General features: G+C 52.7%; 17 protein-coding genes. 7 read left to right on the top strand and 10 right to left on the bottom strand.

Going from position 1 to position 18,765, the window contains the following annotated elements; translation table 11 throughout:
• Positions 1–21: 21 nt before the first annotated feature.
• The 9 genes from lapB to gyrA form a co-directional block, all read right to left on the bottom strand.
• Positions 22–1,215 carry a lipopolysaccharide assembly protein LapB gene (gene lapB / locus ACJJI3_RS01240; protein ID WP_444907757.1) on the bottom strand — a complete coding sequence of 398 codons (1,194 nt, stop codon included), beginning with the start codon at positions 1,213–1,215 and terminating at the stop codon, positions 22–24.
• Position 1,216: 1 nt separating this feature from the next.
• On the bottom strand, positions 1,217–1,525 hold the full coding sequence (locus tag ACJJI3_RS01235; protein ID WP_413662669.1) for a lipopolysaccharide assembly protein LapA domain-containing protein: 309 nt from the start codon (positions 1,523–1,525) through the stop codon (positions 1,217–1,219).
• 85 nt (positions 1,526–1,610) lie between these two features.
• Positions 1,611–1,919 (bottom strand): integration host factor subunit beta, encoded by a 309-nt coding sequence (gene ihfB / locus ACJJI3_RS01230; protein ID WP_282932044.1) that lies wholly within the window; start codon positions 1,917–1,919, stop codon positions 1,611–1,613.
• Between the two features lie 141 nt (positions 1,920–2,060).
• Positions 2,061–3,740: a 30S ribosomal protein S1 gene (gene rpsA / locus ACJJI3_RS01225; protein ID WP_444914264.1), complete on the bottom strand. Its 1,680-nt coding sequence runs from the start codon at positions 3,738–3,740 to the stop codon at positions 2,061–2,063.
• 168 nt (positions 3,741–3,908) lie between these two features.
• A complete protein-coding gene (gene cmk / locus ACJJI3_RS01220) occupies positions 3,909–4,598 on the bottom strand; it encodes a (d)CMP kinase (protein WP_444941209.1) in 690 nt (229 codons plus the stop codon).
• Positions 4,599–4,672: 74 nt separating this feature from the next.
• The gene (locus ACJJI3_RS01215) at positions 4,673–6,904 is read right to left on the bottom strand and encodes a bifunctional prephenate dehydrogenase/3-phosphoshikimate 1-carboxyvinyltransferase (RefSeq protein ID WP_444941208.1); all 2,232 of its coding nucleotides are present in this window, start codon (positions 6,902–6,904) and stop codon (positions 4,673–4,675) included.
• Complete coding sequence (gene pheA, locus ACJJI3_RS01210; protein ID WP_444941207.1) at positions 6,904–8,007, bottom strand: prephenate dehydratase; 1,104 nt, start codon at positions 8,005–8,007, stop codon at positions 6,904–6,906. Before pheA ends, ACJJI3_RS01215 begins: the two co-directional genes overlap by 1 nt.
• Before the next feature lie 46 nt (positions 8,008–8,053).
• A complete protein-coding gene (serC, locus tag ACJJI3_RS01205; protein ID WP_444941206.1) occupies positions 8,054–9,133 on the bottom strand; it encodes a 3-phosphoserine/phosphohydroxythreonine transaminase in 1,080 nt (359 codons plus the stop codon).
• Positions 9,134–9,300: 167 nt separating this feature from the next.
• Complete coding sequence (gene gyrA, locus ACJJI3_RS01200) at positions 9,301–11,862, bottom strand: DNA gyrase subunit A (RefSeq protein ID WP_108733855.1); 2,562 nt, start codon at positions 11,860–11,862, stop codon at positions 9,301–9,303.
• 192 nt (positions 11,863–12,054) lie between these two features.
• Here gyrA and ACJJI3_RS01195 point away from each other — a divergent pair, with 192 nt between their 5' ends.
• The 4 genes from ACJJI3_RS01195 to ACJJI3_RS01180 all read left to right on the top strand — a co-directional run bounded on the left by ACJJI3_RS01195 (position 12,055) and on the right by ACJJI3_RS01180 (position 15,631).
• Positions 12,055–13,380, top strand: a complete 1,326-nt coding sequence (locus ACJJI3_RS01195) for a TRZ/ATZ family hydrolase (protein WP_444941205.1) — start codon at positions 12,055–12,057, stop codon at positions 13,378–13,380.
• Positions 13,381–13,446: 66 nt separating this feature from the next.
• Positions 13,447–14,148, top strand: a complete 702-nt coding sequence (gene ubiG / locus ACJJI3_RS01190) for a bifunctional 2-polyprenyl-6-hydroxyphenol methylase/3-demethylubiquinol 3-O-methyltransferase UbiG (protein ID WP_444893285.1) — start codon at positions 13,447–13,449, stop codon at positions 14,146–14,148.
• Positions 14,149–14,160: 12 nt separating this feature from the next.
• Positions 14,161–14,820 (top strand): HAD family hydrolase, encoded by a 660-nt coding sequence (locus ACJJI3_RS01185; RefSeq protein ID WP_413662676.1) that lies wholly within the window; start codon positions 14,161–14,163, stop codon positions 14,818–14,820.
• 52 nt (positions 14,821–14,872) lie between these two features.
• Positions 14,873–15,631 carry a YciK family oxidoreductase gene (locus tag ACJJI3_RS01180; protein WP_444941204.1) on the top strand — a complete coding sequence of 253 codons (759 nt, stop codon included), beginning with the start codon at positions 14,873–14,875 and terminating at the stop codon, positions 15,629–15,631.
• Between the two features lie 82 nt (positions 15,632–15,713).
• Here the strand turns inward: ACJJI3_RS01180 and ACJJI3_RS01175 are convergent, their stop codons facing one another.
• Entirely contained in the window at positions 15,714–16,022 is a 309-nt protein-coding gene (locus ACJJI3_RS01175; RefSeq protein ID WP_444941203.1) for a hypothetical protein, read from the bottom strand.
• 239 nt (positions 16,023–16,261) lie between these two features.
• On the opposite strand from ACJJI3_RS01175, the gene ACJJI3_RS01170 reads away from it, so the two are divergent.
• The 3 genes from ACJJI3_RS01170 (at position 16,262) to ACJJI3_RS01160 (ending at position 18,726) form a co-directional block, all read left to right on the top strand.
• A complete protein-coding gene (locus tag ACJJI3_RS01170; RefSeq protein ID WP_444914271.1) occupies positions 16,262–16,684 on the top strand; it encodes a hypothetical protein in 423 nt (140 codons plus the stop codon).
• Between the two features lie 209 nt (positions 16,685–16,893).
• Positions 16,894–18,042 carry a sigma-70 family RNA polymerase sigma factor gene (locus ACJJI3_RS01165; RefSeq protein ID WP_444941202.1) on the top strand — a complete coding sequence of 383 codons (1,149 nt, stop codon included), beginning with the start codon at positions 16,894–16,896 and terminating at the stop codon, positions 18,040–18,042.
• Between the two features lie 246 nt (positions 18,043–18,288).
• Entirely contained in the window at positions 18,289–18,726 is a 438-nt protein-coding gene (locus ACJJI3_RS01160; protein WP_444941201.1) for an acyloxyacyl hydrolase, read from the top strand.
• Positions 18,727–18,765: the final 39 nt, after the last annotated feature.

The following is an 18,765-nucleotide window of genomic DNA, read 5'->3' as shown; positions in this document are numbered from 1 at the left end:
GTGAATAGGACAGTCATTACTTTACTCGCCCTCAATCCCCTTAACGGAGCGTACCGAATCCCAGTGCTTGCAGCTCGGGCACAACCAGTGCAACTGATTGCCCGAAAACCCACAATTGCTACACCGGTAGTGAGGGCGGCTCGCTATTAGCTGATCGATTAGCGTCTTGAGCAGAGAGAGATTCTCTCTCGCCCTACCCTCTGTACTATCAATATGGAGGTCGAGAAAGCGTCCCAACCCCCTCAAAGACGGGCGCAGCGCCAGCTGCTTCCCCATAAATGCGGCCGCTGCAGCCTCGCTATCCTGCTGCTGAATACGCTCAGCCAGGGCAATCAATACGCTATTAGAGGGGTGCTCTTTCAAAAGGGATTCAAGATAGCGATCCAACCCCTTGCCATCCCCTAAATCCCCATAACAAGTAATCAACAACTCAAGGATTTCAGGAATATAGTCCGGACTCTGCTTGGGGATCCGCTGTAAAACCTTAATGGCCTCTCTCGGCTTGCCAAGCAGATATTCGAGGCGACCCCACAGCAAATTTGCCCGCACTGAGCTGCGCTCATAACTCAAGGCAGAATCGATATGCTTCCTCGCACTTAGGTAATCCTTTGCCGCTATTGACTCCTCTGCCAATTCGCAACAAAAATGAGCTTGAACCGGGGCCCAGTCAGCCGAGAGGCGCTTGAACCGTCGGCCATGCAATAGGTTTACAGCATGAATCGCTTTAGCCCATTCCCTTTCATCCCGGTAGACTTCAATCAGACGCTCCAGGCTAACAGCCTTTAACTCCTGAGAGGTCTCAACCAGCTCTTGTAGCAGACGTTCAGCTCTATCCAGCCAGCCAGCAGAAATATAGTCACAGGCAAGTTCAAGTTGAGCTTTGTTTTGACTAACCCTGGACAAGCTCGGGCGCCCGAGTAAATTTTGATGGACTCGAATCGCCTGATCGTACTCTCCTCTTCGGCGCAACAGACTTCCAAGAGCCAGGTGGGTGTCAAAAGTAGCCTGACTTACTTCCAGAGAGTCAATAAATTTATCGATGGTATCGTCGTGGCGCTCACTCAATAAATAGTTTAAGCCCTGGGCGTAAGACCTCACCAGCGCATGCTCTTGCTCACTATAATCCGCCACTTTCTTTTTGGCGCTGCCTCGCCCCAGCACCCAGCCGATCGCGATTGCCGCAAGCAGGAAAAAGAAATAGGTAAAATCGAGCAAATCAGTCTCCAGAAGCCTTGCGGTGGGCGGTGTGTAATTCCCGCTCCATTTTCTTCAATTGCTTCTCGAGCGACCGCACTTGGCGACGCTTGGCATAAACAGGCTGCAGACTAACGACAAAACCCAGCAACAACCCCAGCAACAAGAAACCAATCAACCAAAAGCCTACACTTCCCGCCGGCAGTTGATAGCCCACAATATTTGGTTTGATAGTCTCCGGATTGGCAACTGCGAAATAAATCCCCAAGGCGATGCAAAGCAGGGCGACGACCCCATAGACGATGCGTGTCAGCCAACGCAAAAATGACAAGGGAACCTCCACGTTCCACAAAAAACTTTATCGATTAACGACGAAGCTCTAATGGCAGTATTTATACTGCTGCCAGGGAATCTAATCATACTTCGATACTCGCCTCATCGTGCATACTTCGATTCACTCTGTCGCGCAACTCTTTGCCAGGCTTGAAATGCGGGACATATTTCCCGGCGAGATCAACCGCATCCCCAGTTTTGGGGTTCCGGCCCGTACGCGGGGCTCGATAGTGAAGAGAAAAGCTACCAAAGCCGCGTATCTCTATACGCTCACCCTGGGACAGGGCATCTGACATGGTGTCGAGCACCACTTTCACCGCCAGCTCTACATCCTTAACTGGCAGCTGATCCAACCTCAACGCAATCCTTTCGATCAGTTCGGACTTGGTCATGCGCTCCGCAACCTTTGTAAGTCATTGATTATTCTGGAGTAGAGCACCAATCATCTAATAGAAAGCCGGACTGGGCAACCCCAGTCCGGCTTTCGGGTCGCTCCAAATGATCCATTTGGAGCTATGAACACTCAAAGACGATTAGTCTTTGTTATTCATTTGAGCCTTGATCAGGTCACCGATAGTAGCGGGCTGAACTTGTTCAGACTGCTTCTTGCTGTGATCCTTGATAGCTTGCTTCTCGTCGTCCTGGTCTTTGGCTTTGATAGACAGGCTGATCACGCGGTTCTTGCGATCCACGCTGGTGATCTTAGCTTCTACTTCTTCGCCTTCTTTCAGAACGTTGCGAGCATCTTCAACCTTGTCGCGGCTGATTTCAGAAGCGCGCAGTACGCCTTCTACTTCGTCCGCCAGGATGATTACTGCTTGCTTAGCGTCAACTTCCTTAACAGTACCTACAACGATGCTGCCGCGATCGCTGGTGGTAACGTAGTCGGAGAACGGATCGGACTCCAACTGCTTGACACCCAGGGAGATGCGCTCACGCTCGGAATCGATACCCAGGATAACAGTCTCGATTTCGTCGCCTTTCTTGAACTTGCGAACAGCTTCTTCGCCAGCTTCGTTCCAGGAGATGTCGGACAGGTGAACCAGACCGTCGATGCTGCCGTCGAGACCAATGAAGATACCGAAGTCAGTGATGGACTTGATCTTACCGGAAATCTTGTCGCCCTTAGCGAATTTACGCGCGAAGGCATCCCACGGATTTTCCTGGCACTGCTTGATACCCAGGGAGATACGACGACGCTCTTCGTCGATATCCAGGATCATCACCTCTACCTCGTCGCCAACCTGGACAACTTTGGACGGGTGAATGTTCTTGTTGGTCCAATCCATTTCGGAAACGTGTACCAGACCTTCCACACCTTCTTCCAGCTCGGCAAAGCAGCCGTAGTCGGTCAGGTTGGTTACAACCGCCTTCACGCGGCTGTTCTCTGGGTAACGCTGCTTGATGGATACCCAAGGATCTTCGCCCAACTGCTTCAGGCCCAGGGATACACGGCTGCGCTCGCGGTCGAACTTCAGTACTTTTACTTCGATCTCGTCGCCAACGTTCACGATCTCGCTCGGGTGCTTGATGCGCTTCCAAGCCATATCGGTGATGTGCAGCAGGCCGTCGATGCCGCCCAGGTCTACGAAAGCACCGTAGTCGGTCAGGTTCTTCACGATACCCTTGACGCTCATGCCTTCCTGCAGGCTTTCCAGTAGAGCTTCACGCTCTTCGGAGGTGGCAGCTTCCATAACGGCGCGGCGGGAAACAACTACGTTGTTGCGCTTGGAGTCCAGCTTGATAACTTTGAACTCGAGCTCTTTACCTTCCAGGTGCGCGGTGTCGCGAACCGGACGAACGTCAACCAGAGAGCCGGGCAGGAACGCACGGATATTGGCAACATCAACAGTAAAGCCACCTTTAACCTTACCGCTGATAACGCCTTTAACCACTTCGTCAGCTGCGTGAGCTGCGTCGAGGATTTTCCAGGCTTCAGCGCGCTTGGCTTTTTCGCGGGACAGACGGGTTTCACCGAAACCGTCTTCTACAGCTTCCAGGGCAACCTGTACTTCGTCGCCCACCTGCAGCTCAACTTCACCTTTATCGTTGGCGAATTGTGCAGCAGGGATAACGCCTTCAGACTTCAGGCCCGCGTGAACGGTAACCCAGTCTTTATCTACGTCGATTACAACACCAGTAACAATTGCGCCCGGTGCCATTTCAACGCTTTTCAGGCTCTCTTCAAATAGATCAGCAAAGCTCTCGCTCATTACATTACCTATAGTGCTGGGTCCAGCCGTTGGTAACTGTTAAGTCTAGTCAACCGCCAGCCGCGACCCCAACCGCGCTGCCAGCACGCGGGTCGGATTACGATAACGGCCGGGCGATTCTGGCTGATCCCGGCCGCTGTCGTTAGAAAACTATTTACTGCCCGAACTTCAGGATAAAATGCGGTCCTGAACCAAATCGAGCACTTTTCCGAGGACTTCATCGATACTCACCCCCGTACTATCCAGCTCAACCGCATCCTCAGCGGGAGCCAGGGGGGAGGCTTTTCTATTCATATCCTGTGCATCTCGGGCACGGATGTCCTCCAGCAGGTCGCGGAGGCTAACAGAAACCCCCTTCTCCTGCAACTGAGCGAAACGCCTGTTAGCGCGCTCCTCGGCGCTGGCGGTTAGGTAAACCTTGACCGGCGCGTCGGGAAACACGGTAGTGCCCATATCCCGACCATCGGCAACCAAGCCGGGGGCCTGGCGGAAGTCCCGCTGGCGCTGCAGTAGCGCTGCCCGCACACCGGGAATTGCCGCAACCTTGGAAGCAGCCATGCTTACCCGCTCCATACGGATATCTGCGGTGACGTCACTCTCTTCCAGCCACACCTGCAACTGACCGGCACTCACGGTAAAGCGCACATCGAGATCTTTCGCCAATTCGGTCAGCAACTTGTCATTGGAGAGGTCAACTTCCTTATTAACTGCGGCCAAAGCTGCAGCCCGATAAAGGGCCCCGGAGTCCAACAAGGAAAAGCTCAGGCGATCAGCCAAAAGCTTTGCAATGGTCCCCTTACCCGAACCACTGGGACCATCAATGGTAACTACTGGTGGCAACCCGTTTGTATCACTCATATTTTCTTTACAACTCAACATCTCTGGCGGATGCACTCAAGCGAACCACAACCGCCCAAACCTGAATGCCCGTGTCACGCCAACTGCAACTTGAGACCCGCGCCCGTTGCCAGTTCGGCAAAGTTCGGGAATGAGGTCGCCACATTGGCGCAGTGAAGGATGCGGATTGTATCCTTTGCGCGCAGCGATGACACTGCAAACGCCATAGCAATACGGTGATCCCCCAAGCTATCGACGGTGCCGCCAGAAAATACCGCACCCTCTTTGCAGCCCTGGATCACGATACCGTCGGGTGTTGGCTCAGCTTTCACCCCAAGTGCAATCAAGCCATTTGCCATCGTCTGAATCCGGTCACTCTCTTTGACCCGCAACTCCTCCGCACCAGTCAGGACGGTCTCACCTTCTGCACAAGCTGCCGCAACAAACAATGCGGGAAACTCATCAATCGCCAGGGGTACCTGATCCTCAGGGATGCGAATTCCCTTCAAGGGCGCATAGCGAACACGAATATCCGCCACCGGCTCACCCCCCACTTCGCGCATATTCAGCAATTCAACATTGCCGCCCATTGCACGGAGGATATTGATAACCCCATCGCGGGTCGGATTGATCCCCACATGCTCCAGTACAACATCAGAACCGGGAGAGATAGCGGCAGCAACCATAAAGAATGCGGCTGAAGAAATATCGGCAGGCACATCGATGCGACAGGATTTCAGTGAGCCGCCGCCCGCTAACTTAGCCTGGGCACCATCCCGCTCCACCTTATAACCAAAGCCCTGCAGCATGCGCTCGGTATGGTCTCTTGTGGGCGCTGGCTCAACGGTAGACGTTTGACCCTCACTATAGAGCCCAGCCAGCAATACCGCTGATTTCACCTGGGCACTGGCCATCGGCAGCGGGTAATCGATCCCTTTCAATGCACTACCACCCTTAATCAAAAGCGGCGGACGGCCTTCCGGGCCAGTCTCAATATCTGCACCCATCTCACGCAGGGGATTAGCCACGCGATTCATCGGGCGCTTTGACAGGGACTCATCGCCAGTGAGTGTTACGTCGAAATCCTGCCCAGCAAGCAATCCAGCCAACAGGCGCATGGAGGTCCCGGAATTACCGAGATATAGCGGTCCGGGCGGTGCCTGCAAGCCATTAAGGCCCACACCATGAATTACAACCCGACCATTGTCCGGCCCCTCAATCACGACCCCCATATCGCGGAAAGCCTGCAGGGTTGCCAGTGCATCCTCACCCTCCAGGAAACCCTCAACTTCTGTAACTCCCTCGGCCAGGGAGCCCAGCATAATTGAGCGGTGCGACATGGATTTGTCTCCCGGCACCCTGAGCTTGCCATTTACAGCCTCGCCCGGCTGCACGATAAAAGTAATCTCTTGTTCTTGCATAGGTTCCGAATACGCTTGTTTTGCCAACATTTTGGTGAAGTGATCCCGTGCCGCTTTAGCGCGAGTAAAAACCCCCATCAGGGCAGCGCTATCACCGGAGGCAATAGCGTCGCGCAGGGAAGAAAGGTTGAGGCTGTATAGGTCGATGGCCTTTAAGATGGCATCCCGATTGGCGAGCATAATATCTCGCCACATAACCGGGTCACTGGAAGCTATACGAGTAAAGTCACGGAAGCCTCCCGCCGCATAGCGGAAGATATTTTCGTTTTCCGCATCGTGGGCCAAAGTGTCCACAAGGCTAAAAGCGATGACATGGGGAAGATGGCTCGTAGCAGCCAGAACCTCGTCGTGCTCCTCCACTGACATTGTCAGGGGCTCAGCTCCCACAGCCTGCCATGCTCGCTCCACGAGCTGCAAATGAGCAGCTCCTGTATTCGCAAGCGGCGTCAGGATAATGCGGTGATCCCTATAGAGGTCATCTCTCGCCGCGGTAACACCACTTTTTTCAGAACCAGCAATTGGATGCCCTGGCACCAAAAAATCTGGAGCACTCCCCCACACTTTTTCTGCCGCTGTCACCACGCTACCTTTTACGCTGGCGCCATCTGTCACAGTGACTCCCGCCGGCAGGTGTTCTTTCAGCTGCGCGAATACAGACTCAATCGCCAGTGTCGGCACAGCCACAAACACCAAATCGCCCGGCTCCAGCTGCGGCAATACCAGCTCGAGACTGGTGCTGGCCCGATCAACAATACCGAGCGCCCTAGCTTCATCGCAGACACTCTCTTCCAAAGCGACCCCGATAACCTCTCGGCAAGCCCTGGCAGCTTTCAGTGCAAGGGCAAAACTCCCCCCAATTAAACCGATCCCAACAACCAGCAGTCGGCCAATTTGAGCTTGCGCCATCACAGCACTCCGCGAGGGTAGGACCCCAGCACTTTCAGATCTGAGGCACAGCCTCCAACCTCTTTTAGCGCCTCAGCAATTCCCTTGGTATCGCGGTGACCGCTGAAATCGATAAAGAACACATAGGTCCAATTGCCAGACTGCGATGGCCGGGTCTCTACCCGAGTCAAATCGACACTGTAGCGACGAAACGGCTCCAGGAGATCGTGCAGAGCACCTGGCTCATTGCGCATTGATACCATCAATGAGGTCTTATCATCCCCACTCGCAGGCACTTGCTGGGTACCAATAATCAAGAAGCGGGTGGAATTATCCGGGCGATCTTCTATTTTCTCCGACAGCACCTTCAGCCCGTAGAGTTCCGCTGCCATATCGCCAGCTATCGCCGCAGCATTCCACTCACCCTTAACGCGCTTGGCCGCATCCGCATTGCTGGCAACCGCCACACGCTCCACATTGGGATAATGGGCATCAAGCCACTTGCGGCACTGCGCCAGGCTCTGCGCATGGGAATAAATACGAGTGATTGACTCTGGGCGCGTTACATCTGAGATCATCAAGTGATGATGGATACGCAGCTCCACCTCACCGCAGATACTCAGGTTGGAGTGCATAAAGTTGTCCAGGGTGTGGTTGATCACCCCTTCGGTAGAGTTTTCTACCGGCACAACACCGTAACTGACGGCCCCTGCTTCTACCTCACGGAAAACTTCATCAATTGCCGCCAGCGGCCGGCTCTGGGCAGAGTTGCCGAAGTGCTTTAATGCCGCCTGCTGGGTAAAGGTACCCTCAGGGCCCAGGTAGGCCACTTTGACGGGCTCTTCCAAGGCCAGGCAGGCCGACATAATTTCGCGAAACAGTCGCGCCATTTCTTCATCAGTCAGCGGGCCATTATTGCGCTCCATAGCCTTGCGCAGCACTTGTGCTTCACGCTCCGGCCGATAATAGAGAGCATCCTCGCCAGTAGCTTTCTTAACCTCTGCAACCTCCAGGGCACAGCGAGCCCGCTCACTAATTAAGCGAGCAATCTCTCCATCAATACTGTCGATCTGATTGCGCAGCTCCAGCAGTCGCTGGTCGCCACTCACAGTTTCCTCTGCCATTCGTCTATCTACTTTCTCTAGAAATCATCAAAATTGAATTAACCACCTAAGCTTTACGCGCTTCAAAATCCGCCATAAATGCCACAAGCGCTTCCACTGCCTCCATGGGAACGGCGTTATATAGCGACGCGCGCATACCACCCACAGAGCGGTGCCCCTTTAAGCTCAACAAACCCGCTTCTTCTGACTCAATCAAAAACTGCTTATCCAGGCGATCGTCAGCCAATACAAAGGGCACATTCATGCGGGAGCGACTTCCCTCCTCAACCGGACTGGAGAAAAAGTCACTGCTATCGAGGAAGTCGTACAGCATTTTGGATTTAGCATCGGCCTGCTTAGCCATCGCATCAACCCCCCCCTGATCTTTCAACCACTGGAAGACAAGACCAGATAAGTACCAAGCGAAAGTAGGTGGCGTGTTATCCATAGAGCCCGCTTCTGCAGCCACCTTCCAGCTCAAACTGCGAGGAATATTTTCCAGTGAGCGATCGAGTAAATCATCCCGAACCAAGGCTACAGCGATACCTGAGGGGCCAATATTTTTCTGCGCACCGGCATAGATAACGCCGAACTTTTCCACCTCAATCGGTTGAGACAAAATAGTTGAGGACATATCCGCCACTAACGGGCACTCCACTTCCGGCACATAGCCAAACTCAACACCGCCAATCGTCTCGTTGGGGGTATAGTGGAAATAAGCCGCATCCCCGCTCGACTGCCAGCTGTCTGCTGCAGGTGCATAGCTGAAGTTGCGATCTTCACTGGAGGCGACCACATTTACTTCACCGTAGCGGCGAGCTTCTTTAATCGCCTTGGCCGCCCAGCTACCGGAATGAATGAATTCGGCTTTGGTAGAGCCGGCACCGAGAAGATTCCAGGGCACAGCACTGAACTGCCCAGTTGCCCCACCCTGAAGAAACAATACTTTGTAGTTGCTCGGCACACTGAGCAGATCGCGGAGATCCTGTTCGGCCCGCTCAGCTACCTCAACAAACTCTGGAGAGCGGTGGCTGACTTCCATTACAGAGCAACCGAGCCCTTGCCAATTGAGCAACTCCCTTTGCGCCTGCTCCAGTACGGGCTGCGGTAAAGCGGCAGGGCCTGCACAGAAATTAAACTTCCTCATGAGCTGATTTCCACAATACAAAAAAGGTTTCAAATACAACTAGATGTGTCTACGCACAAATTGCCATTCAGAGGGATAGATATCGCGCCTTTAGCGTTTTTCGTGGGAGCCAAAGGCAAGAAAGGCCGCGATAAACGCAGCCTTTCTTAGTGGTCTGGAGCGGTGGGTCACTCTTCCCCACCATTTTCTTCACCGTCATCTTCGGTCTCTTCAATGCGACCGAGACCAACCAGCTTCTCGCCAGTCTTCAGGCGAATCACTCGCACCCCCTGCGTGTTGCGCCCAAGTACAGACACTTCATCAACACGGGTACGCACCAGAGTGCCCTGGTCGGAGATCAACATCATCTCCTCACCTGGGTGCACCTGACAGGCCCCAACCAAGGCACCGTTACGTTCACTTTCCGCGATCGCAATAACACCCTGGGTACCGCGTCCCTTGGTGGGGAATTCGCTGATAGCTGTGCGCTTACCGTAACCATTCTCAGTAGCCATCATCACAGAGCCACCCTCTTCAGGGATAACCATAGCGATAACCTGCTGACCTTCCTGCATACGAATACCGCGAACACCACGGGAAACACGGCCCATAGAGCGCACATTGGACTCGGAGAAGCGCGCTGCCTTACCGGCGCTGGTAAACAGCGCTACATCGCGCTCACCATCGGTAATCGCAGTGGCTACCAGGCGATCGCCCTCCTCCAGCTCAATTGCACGCAAACCAACACTGCGGGGGCGGGCAAAAGCGGTGAGGGGGGTTTTCTTCACGGTGCCATTGGCAGTGGTGAAGAAGATAAAGTGATTTTCGTCGTACTCGGACACCGGCATCATGCTACTGATACGCTCGCCCTCTTCCAGGGGCAGCATATTAACCATTGGGCGACCACGGGAGGCTCGGCCAGCGGTAGGCACTTCGTAGACTTTCAACCAGTACACCTTGCCCTTATTGGAGAAGCACAAAAGGGTGTCATGGGAGTTGGCGATCAATAGATGCTCAACGAAGTCCTCGTCTTTTACCTGGGTCGCGGATTTACCCATACCGCCACGGCGCTGGGCCTGGTAATCGGTCAGAGGCTGGCTCTTGGCGTAACCACCGTGGGAGATAGTTACTACCTTGTCTTCCGGGGTAATCAGGTCTTCAACAGTCAGATCCTGGCGAGACGCAACGATATCGGTACGACGCTCATCGTTAAAGTCCTTTGACAGCTGCTCTAACTCTTCGCGGATCACTTCCATCAGACGCTCGAAGCTGCCGAGGATATGCAGATATTCAGCAATCTGCTCCAGTCGATCCTGGTATTCTGCCAGTAGCTTGTCGTGCTCCATGCCCGTCAGGCGGTGCAGGCGCAATTCGAGAATTGCCTGAGCCTGGGCCGGGGACAAGTAGTAAGAATCGTCGCGCAAACCAAATTCTTGCGGCAGATCATCTGGACGGCAGGCATCAGCACCAGCCCGCTCCAGGAACTGCTGTACATTGCCCACAGGCCAGCCTTTAGCCAGCAACGCCTCGCGGGCATCTGCCGGTGTGGCGGAAGATTTGATCAGCTCGATTACCGGATCGATATTGGCGATGGCAATCGCCAGACCTTCCAGAATATGACCGCGCTCGCGGGCTTTGCGCAACAGGTAGACCGTACGGCGGGTAACGACTTCCTGGCGGTGGCGAATAAAGTGCTCGAGCAGCTCTTTGAGGTTCAATACCTTGGGCTGGCCATCGACCAGGGCCACCATATTGATACCGAAGACGCTTTCCAGCTGGGTCTGGGAATAGAGGTTATTCAGAACCACATCACCCAGCTCTCCCCGCTTAAGCTCAATCACTACGCGCAAGCCGTCTTTGTCGGACTCGTCGCGCAGCTCAGAGATACCCTCGATCTTTTTCTCTTTCACCAGCTCAGCTATACGCTCAATCAAGCGCGCCTTATTCAGCTGGAAGGGGATCTCAGTAATGATGATGGTTTCGCGATTGGTCTTGTCATCGCGGATCACATCTGCTTTGGCACGCACATAAATGCGCCCACGGCCAGTGCGGTAGGCCAGCAGGATACCGGCGCGGCCATTGATGATGGCGCCGGTGGGGAAGTCCGGCCCGGGGATGTACTCCATCAGGTCGTCGACGGTCAACTCGGAATTATTGATCAGAGCCAGACAAGCCTTGATCACCTCACCCAGGTTATGGGGAGGGATATTGGTGGCCATGCCCACCGCAATACCGGAGGAACCATTGACCAAGAGGTTCGGCACACGCGAAGGCAATACCTCCGGCATTTGCTCAGAACCATCGTAGTTATCGACAAAATTAACAGTTTCTTTATCGAGGTCGGACAGCAGCTCGTGGGCCAACTTATCCATACGAATCTCGGTGTATCGCATGGCAGCTGGACTGTCACCATCGATAGAACCGAAGTTACCCTGGCCATCTACCAAGGTGTAACGCATAGAAAACGGCTGCGCCATACGCACAATAGTGTCGTAGACCGCAGTGTCTCCGTGCGGGTGATATTTACCGATTACATCACCAACGACACGCGCTGATTTCTTGTAAGGTTTATTCCAGTCGTTTTTAAGCTCGCTCATCGCGTAGAGCACGCGGCGGTGTACCGGCTTGAGGCCATCGCGTACATCCGGCAGTGCGCGCCCGACAATCACGCTCATGGCATAGTCGAGATAAGACTGCTTGAGTTCTTCTTCGATATTAATCGGAGAGATTTCTTTGGCTAATTCGCCCATGGCTTACGGCGTTCCTTTTATAGCGCGGGCGTACGTACTGTGCCCGGGATAAGCGGGCGATTCTACCATAGTTTGAGATGTTTGGAGCTGCAGGACTCGGAGATATACAACTGCGGCACAAACCACAGTTGTCGCCCCCATTGACTGCGGCTACAGTAAAACACCCCCACAGCAGCCACCAGATAACTCCTCATGCAACAAGCTGTCGATACCCTGATCCACGCACGCTGGATCATACCCGTCGTACCCGAGAAAAAAGTGTACGAAAATTGTTCACTCGCAATAGAAAGGGGCAAAATCTCTGCCCTGGTACCCACAGCTGAGGCCTCAATTCGTTTTAAGGCAACAGATGAAGTCGACCTGGGGCAACACGCACTAATTCCAGGGTTAATTAATACTCACAACCATGCGCCCATGACGCTATTGCGCGGCTACGCTGATGACCGCCCCCTTAAAGAGTGGCTTGAGCAGCACATCTGGCCGACAGAGCAACGCTGGGTTGGTCCGCAATTTGTAGCTGACGGCAGCCGGCAAGCGATTGCCGAGATGCTGCGCTCTGGTACTACTACTTTTTCTGATCAGTACTTCTTCCCGGAAGCTGTCGCCATTGCTGCGCGGGAAAGCGGAATCAGGGCCCATATCGCCTTCCCCGTGCTGGATGCCCCAACCCCCTGGAGCCGCAATAGCGACGAGGCCCTGCACAAAGGATTGGCGTTACGCGATGATTACCGTGCGCACGATCGGATTGAGGTGGTATTTGCACCCCACGCCCCCTACACCGTAGGGGATAAAACACTAGAGAAAATTGCAGTCTGCTCTGCCGAAGCGCAGATCCCCATGCAAATGCACCTCCACGAGACCCACGCTGAAGTTGAAAGCGCCCTGAACGCTAATGGAGAGCGGCCCACCGAGCGACTATTCCGCCTTGGACTGCTAGGACCCCAGACACTTTGCGTACATATGGTGGCCACTAATCAACGAGACATTGAGCTAGTGAGTTCAAGTGGCGCCCATGTTTCTCACTGCCCATCATCCAACCTCAAGCTCGCCTCAGGCTTTTGCCCGACCTATGACATGCTGGAAGCCGGTATCAACGTATCCCTTGGCACCGATGGCGCTGCGAGCAATAACACCCAAGACCTGTTCTCCGAAGCCAACACAGCCGCACTACTGGCAAAAGCTGTTAGCGGGAACGCAACAGCCCTACCCGCGCATCAGACACTGAGCATGGCAACCATCAACGGAGCCAAAGCACTGGGAATTGAAGATATAACCGGAAGCCTGGAGGTAGGTAAAAGCGCAGACATTGCAGCTATCAATCTCGGCGGTCTAGAACAGCAGCCTTTGCATGACCCAGTGTCCCAGTTGATTTATGCCAACGGAGGACACAATGTCAGTGATGTCTGGGTTGCCGGGCGACAACTTTTAAAGGAGCGCCAGCTACAAACCTTAAACGAAACTGAGGTTATCCAGCGGGCGCAAATATGGCGTGATAGAATCAGCGGAAATTTACGCTAGATAACTGATTCCGGCCCAATCACTGAAAAGTGCCGGTTACGAGCGACGGAGTTTGCAGAGAAGTTCATGAGCAATGTAGATCCCTCAGAAATCGCCAAATTTGAGCAACTTGCCAGCCGCTGGTGGGACAAGGAAGGCGAGTTCAAACCACTACACGAAATCAATCCACTGCGTGCAAATTACATTGACGGGTATGCTCCGGTTGCCGGTAAGAAGCTCCTCGATGTGGGCTGCGGTGGCGGTATCCTGGCTGAGGCCATGGCGCAGAGGGGAGCCGATGTCACTGGTATCGATCTAGGGGAAGCCCCACTCAATGTCGCCAAACTCCACGCCCTCGAAAGTGGCGTCAGCGTCAATTATCGCAAAGTGGCAGTAGAGGAACTGGCAGAAGAAGCTCCCGAGAGCTTTGATATTGTTACCTGCCTGGAGATGCTTGAGCATGTACCAGACCCCTCTTCTGTCATTCGCGCCTGCGCAAAACTTGTAAAACCTGGCGGCAAGCTATTTTTCTCTACGATCAACCGCACCCCTAAAGGGTGGCTGTTTGCCGTAGTCGGAGCAGAATATGTCCTACGCTTACTGCCCAAGGGCACTCATGAATACAGTAAGTTTATCCGCCCCTCAGAAATGGGCGCCTGGCTGCGCGATGAGTCCCTGGAAGCGCACGATATAACCGGTATGACTTATAACCCGGTTACCCGAAGCTACAAATTGAACCCCCGGGATGTCGACGTCAATTATTTGATGTATGCCAGCAAACCAGAATAAGTGAACTGCAAAATGAAAGCCGTTTTATTTGACCTGGATGGTACCCTGCTTGATACAGCGCCAGATTTTATTGTTGTATTAAATCAACTGCGCCAACAGGAACAGTTACCTCCACTGCCTGACGAGACGATCCGGGGAACTGTATCCAATGGTTCCAGGGCGCTGGTCACATTGGGGTTTAACAAAGAAGAAGGTGACCCCGCCTTCCCAGGATTACTGCAAAGGTTACTGGACCTCTACCTGGCACATCTTGCAGAGAAGACGACTACTTTCCCCGGTATCGACAACCTGCTCGACAACCTGGTTGAAAAAAACCTTCCCTGGGGGATTGTCACCAATAAACCGGAGGCCTACACCACTCCTCTGATGGAAGCCTTTACCCATTTACCACCGGCCTCTGCAATTGTTTGCCCTGACCACGTCAGCAAATCCAAGCCAGACCCCGAGCCCCTATTTTTAGCCTGCAGCCAGATTGGCTGCGCGCCCGCTGAAGCAATTTATATCGGCGACCACAAGCGCGATATCATCGCCGGCCAAAAGGCTGGTATGCCAACTATCGCTTGCGGGTATGGTTATATTGACTCTACAGATAACCCCGCCAATTGGGGGGCAGACCACCTGGTAAATTCCGCCAATGAAATTTGGCCCCTTCTAGAACAACACTATTTTTGAAACTTGAAGTAATACCGGGCACCCAAGCCCGGTGACAGTATCGGGATATTTCATGTCAGACTTTGTTGGCGACTATCAAGCGCCCTCCGACCTATTAAAGAGCAAAATTATTCTTATCACCGGTGCCGGAGACGGCATAGGTAAAACTGCAGCAAAGACTTTTGCTGCTCACGGGGCGACAGTAATTTTGCTAGGCCGTACAACCCCCAAGCTAGAAGCGGTCTATGACGAAATCGAGGCTGCCGGCGGACCACAGCCGGCTATTTTCCCCATGGACCTGGGTGCGGCAAAAATAGAGGATTTCGAGAGCCTCGCAGAAGCTATTCGCAACGAGTTTGGTCGCCTGGATGGACTCCTGCACAATGCCGGCCTACTCGGGCAACGCACCCCTATCGGCAATTACAATTTCAACACTTGGCAACAAGTAATGCAGGTGAATGTTAATGCAGCGTTTGGACTAACAAAGGCAATGCTGCCCCTGCTAGAGGAATCAGAAGCAGGCTCTGTTGTCTTTACAAGCTCCAGCGTTGGGGTTAAAGGGAGAGCCTACTGGGGGGCCTATTCAGTATCGAAGTTTGCCACTGAAGGACTGATGCAGGTACTCGCCGATGAACTGGAAGGGGTTTCCAATACCCGGGTCAACTCCCTAAACCCAGGGGCAACCCGTACAACAATGCGAGCAACTGCCTACCCAGCAGAAAACCCACAGTCGGTAACCTCTGCAGAAGATATTATGCCCACCTACCTCTATTTAATGGGTAGAGACAGTAACGGAGTTAGTGGGAAGCATTTTAGCGCTCAGAAGAAATAGTTACCCTGTCTCCTGGACAAGAATCCGGGCTTCGATCTCGGGTACTTGTCCATGTAAGTCCTATTGGCATTGCACTTGATAGCTACTCACCGAAGCCCTTTTCATCACTGTCTTTTGAGTCCGCCCCCTCTCCAATTGGAGGCATATGCTCGGGAGCATCGGCAAATACATCGCCTTCAAACTCCATCATGTTGGAGCCATCAAACAGCTCTACATCTTGAGCATCTCCCGAGTACTGGTTGTAGTCAACGGACTGATCATCCCGCTCACTAAGCGCGACCCCCACAGCATAAGCTGCAGATCGATCAGATACCGCAAGGCTTATCCCTTCGCAAGACACGTACCCAACCACAACAGCAAACAGTGCTGCAGGTGTTAGCAACCCCTTCATTTTTCCGCCCCCGGATAATTAGCCTTATAGTTTTGCTTGTATCGGCAGGTTTTAGTCATCTTTCTGTCTCAGCACGGCACGTCCAATACCACGACACCCAAGCCTACACAATTAACCCCATAAATTCTTTCATGTTGTTTCCCCCAAATGTGTGAACATCTTCTCAAATTTATTTGTCCAGCCTAATCTTGTCAGGCAGAATGAACTCATAGTTAGCAAATAAGCCAGTGTCCTGAATCATGAAAACAGCACTTATTTTCAGCATGCTCGTACTCATTTCCCCATCAATCTTCGCACAATCAGTCGCCAGCCAAATCAAGTCTTGTTCCGAGACCAAGCCGCAGGATAAGCGTCTCTCATGCTATGATCAGATCGCCGCTTCTTTGGAGCAACATGCGGTTAGAGACTTCGGCCGCGAACAGAAACTTGCAAGCGAGGAAGCACCTGAAAAAATTGACGCCAAGATAACGGCTATTCAAATGGGTGCTTATAACAAGCGATTCATTACCCTTGATAACGGTCAAGTGTGGAAGCAAAATGACTCAAGTAGAGTATTTTGGAACGTTGGTGATTCTGTAATTGTTGAAAGGGCCTTGCTGGGCTCATTCTTTATGAAGCCAGCCGACGGCAGCCGAAAACTCCGTGTAAAACGTATTAAATAATCTTTATAGCCTCCACATAGCCTCCACGGGTGCCCTCATGCACCCGTCCCACCTGCCTCTCCCACCTCAATTATAGTGACCTATTAGCCACTTCCATCTCCAGCAGATTTCTACACACTCTTCTATAGTGAGAAAGGAATAGGCGCCAAAAGCGCCTGAGAGACTAATCAGCGTGTAGTACTTACACAGCCAACAGAAGGTTTAAGCACTTGTCCCGAGAACATTTTTACTCAAGGGATGAAGAATGGCTGAAGGATACAGGCGAACCACTCTCTGACTCCTGCCAGGGTGCCAGCGAACCCGACCCCCAGGTCGAGCGAGACCCTGACACAGAAGAGATTCACGCAGCGGGTGATACCCTCTCCGAGAGCGGCACCACCCCAATGCAGAGCTATCTCAAGCACCTTTACAGGCTTGAGCTATTAACTCCGGAGGAAGAGCACAGTACCACCTGTCTATTACGCGACCTGGAAGAGAAGCTCATTTCCAACCTTCAGGAAAGCGGCACCGAGTTGGTCCAGCTTCGCAGCGAAGGAGTGGAGCAGCGTGGAAGCACAGGCGCCTACGACCATGGGCTTATAATTGCCCACACTGAAATCCTACTTGCCAGCAAGTTCCTGGATAGGCGCGGCCGCAGCAGGCTAACCGGACTCCTACAGCGCTTTCAACAACAGCGGAAAAAATTGATCCAATGTAATCTGCGCCTAGTTATTGCCATCGCAAAACGCTTTCGCAACCCATCAGTTCCCTTTATCGATTTAATTCAAGAAGGCAATGTTGGATTAATGAAAGCCATTGAGCGATTCAAACCACAAATGGGATACCGCTTTTCCACCTATGCCTACTGGTGGATTCAGCAAGAAATTCAATTAGCTTTAAGGCGCAACGAAGATCTTGTCCGACAACCAGCCAATGTCCAGGATGACTTAAGAGCGATTTACAGAGCCATTGGTGAAGTACGCGCTCAGGGGCAACCTGCATCCGATGACAATCTGGCCCGCCACACAGGACTAGATATTGAGAGAATCCAGAGCTTATTAAAACTCCCAGGACCAACAGGGTCCCTTGATGACCCAGTCGCAGACGACCAGAGCAGTACCCGACTGGACTACGCACCTGCTGATGAACTTTACAATACGGATGAGCTTGTAACCAACCAGGAGCTAGCTCAACGCCTCCGTGAAGCTGTTGCCCGCCTCCCCGCACGACAAAGGACAGTCCTCAACTTGCGGTATGGATTAATTTCTGACAAAGACTGCTCTTTTCGAGTTATTGGCGAGCAATTGGGGCTTAGCCAGGAGCGCGCGCGACAACTTCATTCTGACGCACTTCGACAACTGAAGCGGCAGTGGCGCTAGAAAAGGAGGAAGTCGATGGCAAGCCTCTCCTTAGAGCTTGCCATCGAACCCTTTCCCACTAGTCTTTAAAACAGTTCTATCAGTTAGTACTGCGAAGTTATGCGTAAGTTAGCGGTCTTCAACGAAAAATACTGTGCCTTTAAATGCTGTACCTATTTTTTTGTCGGCGGACTACTTCTAGCCCCACCGACCCAAGCAGAATCCGAGCTCATTGCAAGCGCAGGTAAAGGGTTAGGAAATGAGTTAATGCAGTATCGCTCCATTTCGGCCTCAGAAATGGCTGGATTCAGCTACTCCTATCTACTGTCTTCATTTAGCCTTGGCGACAATTCACTTCAATGGTGGGGTCAAGGCAGCTACTCCCATATGCGAATTGAACACCACAGCGAGAAACAGCAACAAAATATTCTCGAAATTAAACCTATTCTACGCTGGTACCCCCGAGGTGAATTACGGGGCGGCTTTGCTGAAGCAGGCGCAGGAGCATCCTACTTAAGCCAAAAGAACTTCGGTGATATCGGATTGAGCACCAAACTAAATTTTGCCCTGCACTTTGCTTTCGGGTACCGTTTTTCCAGAGGCCACGTCCTTTCTTTAAGATACAGTCATTTTTCAAACGCCAGAACCAATACACCCAATCCCGGTTTTGATTTCGCCTCTTTGAACGGGCACCTTAACTTTTAGAAATTCAACCTTTTAATACTTTCCAGGTTGCTAACGACT

This window comes from Microbulbifer maximicatervae (SeqCode) (assembly GCF_052466985.1).
The sequence above is the reverse complement of the archived record's forward strand: the minus strand, read 5'-3'. Positions and strand labels throughout refer to the sequence as shown.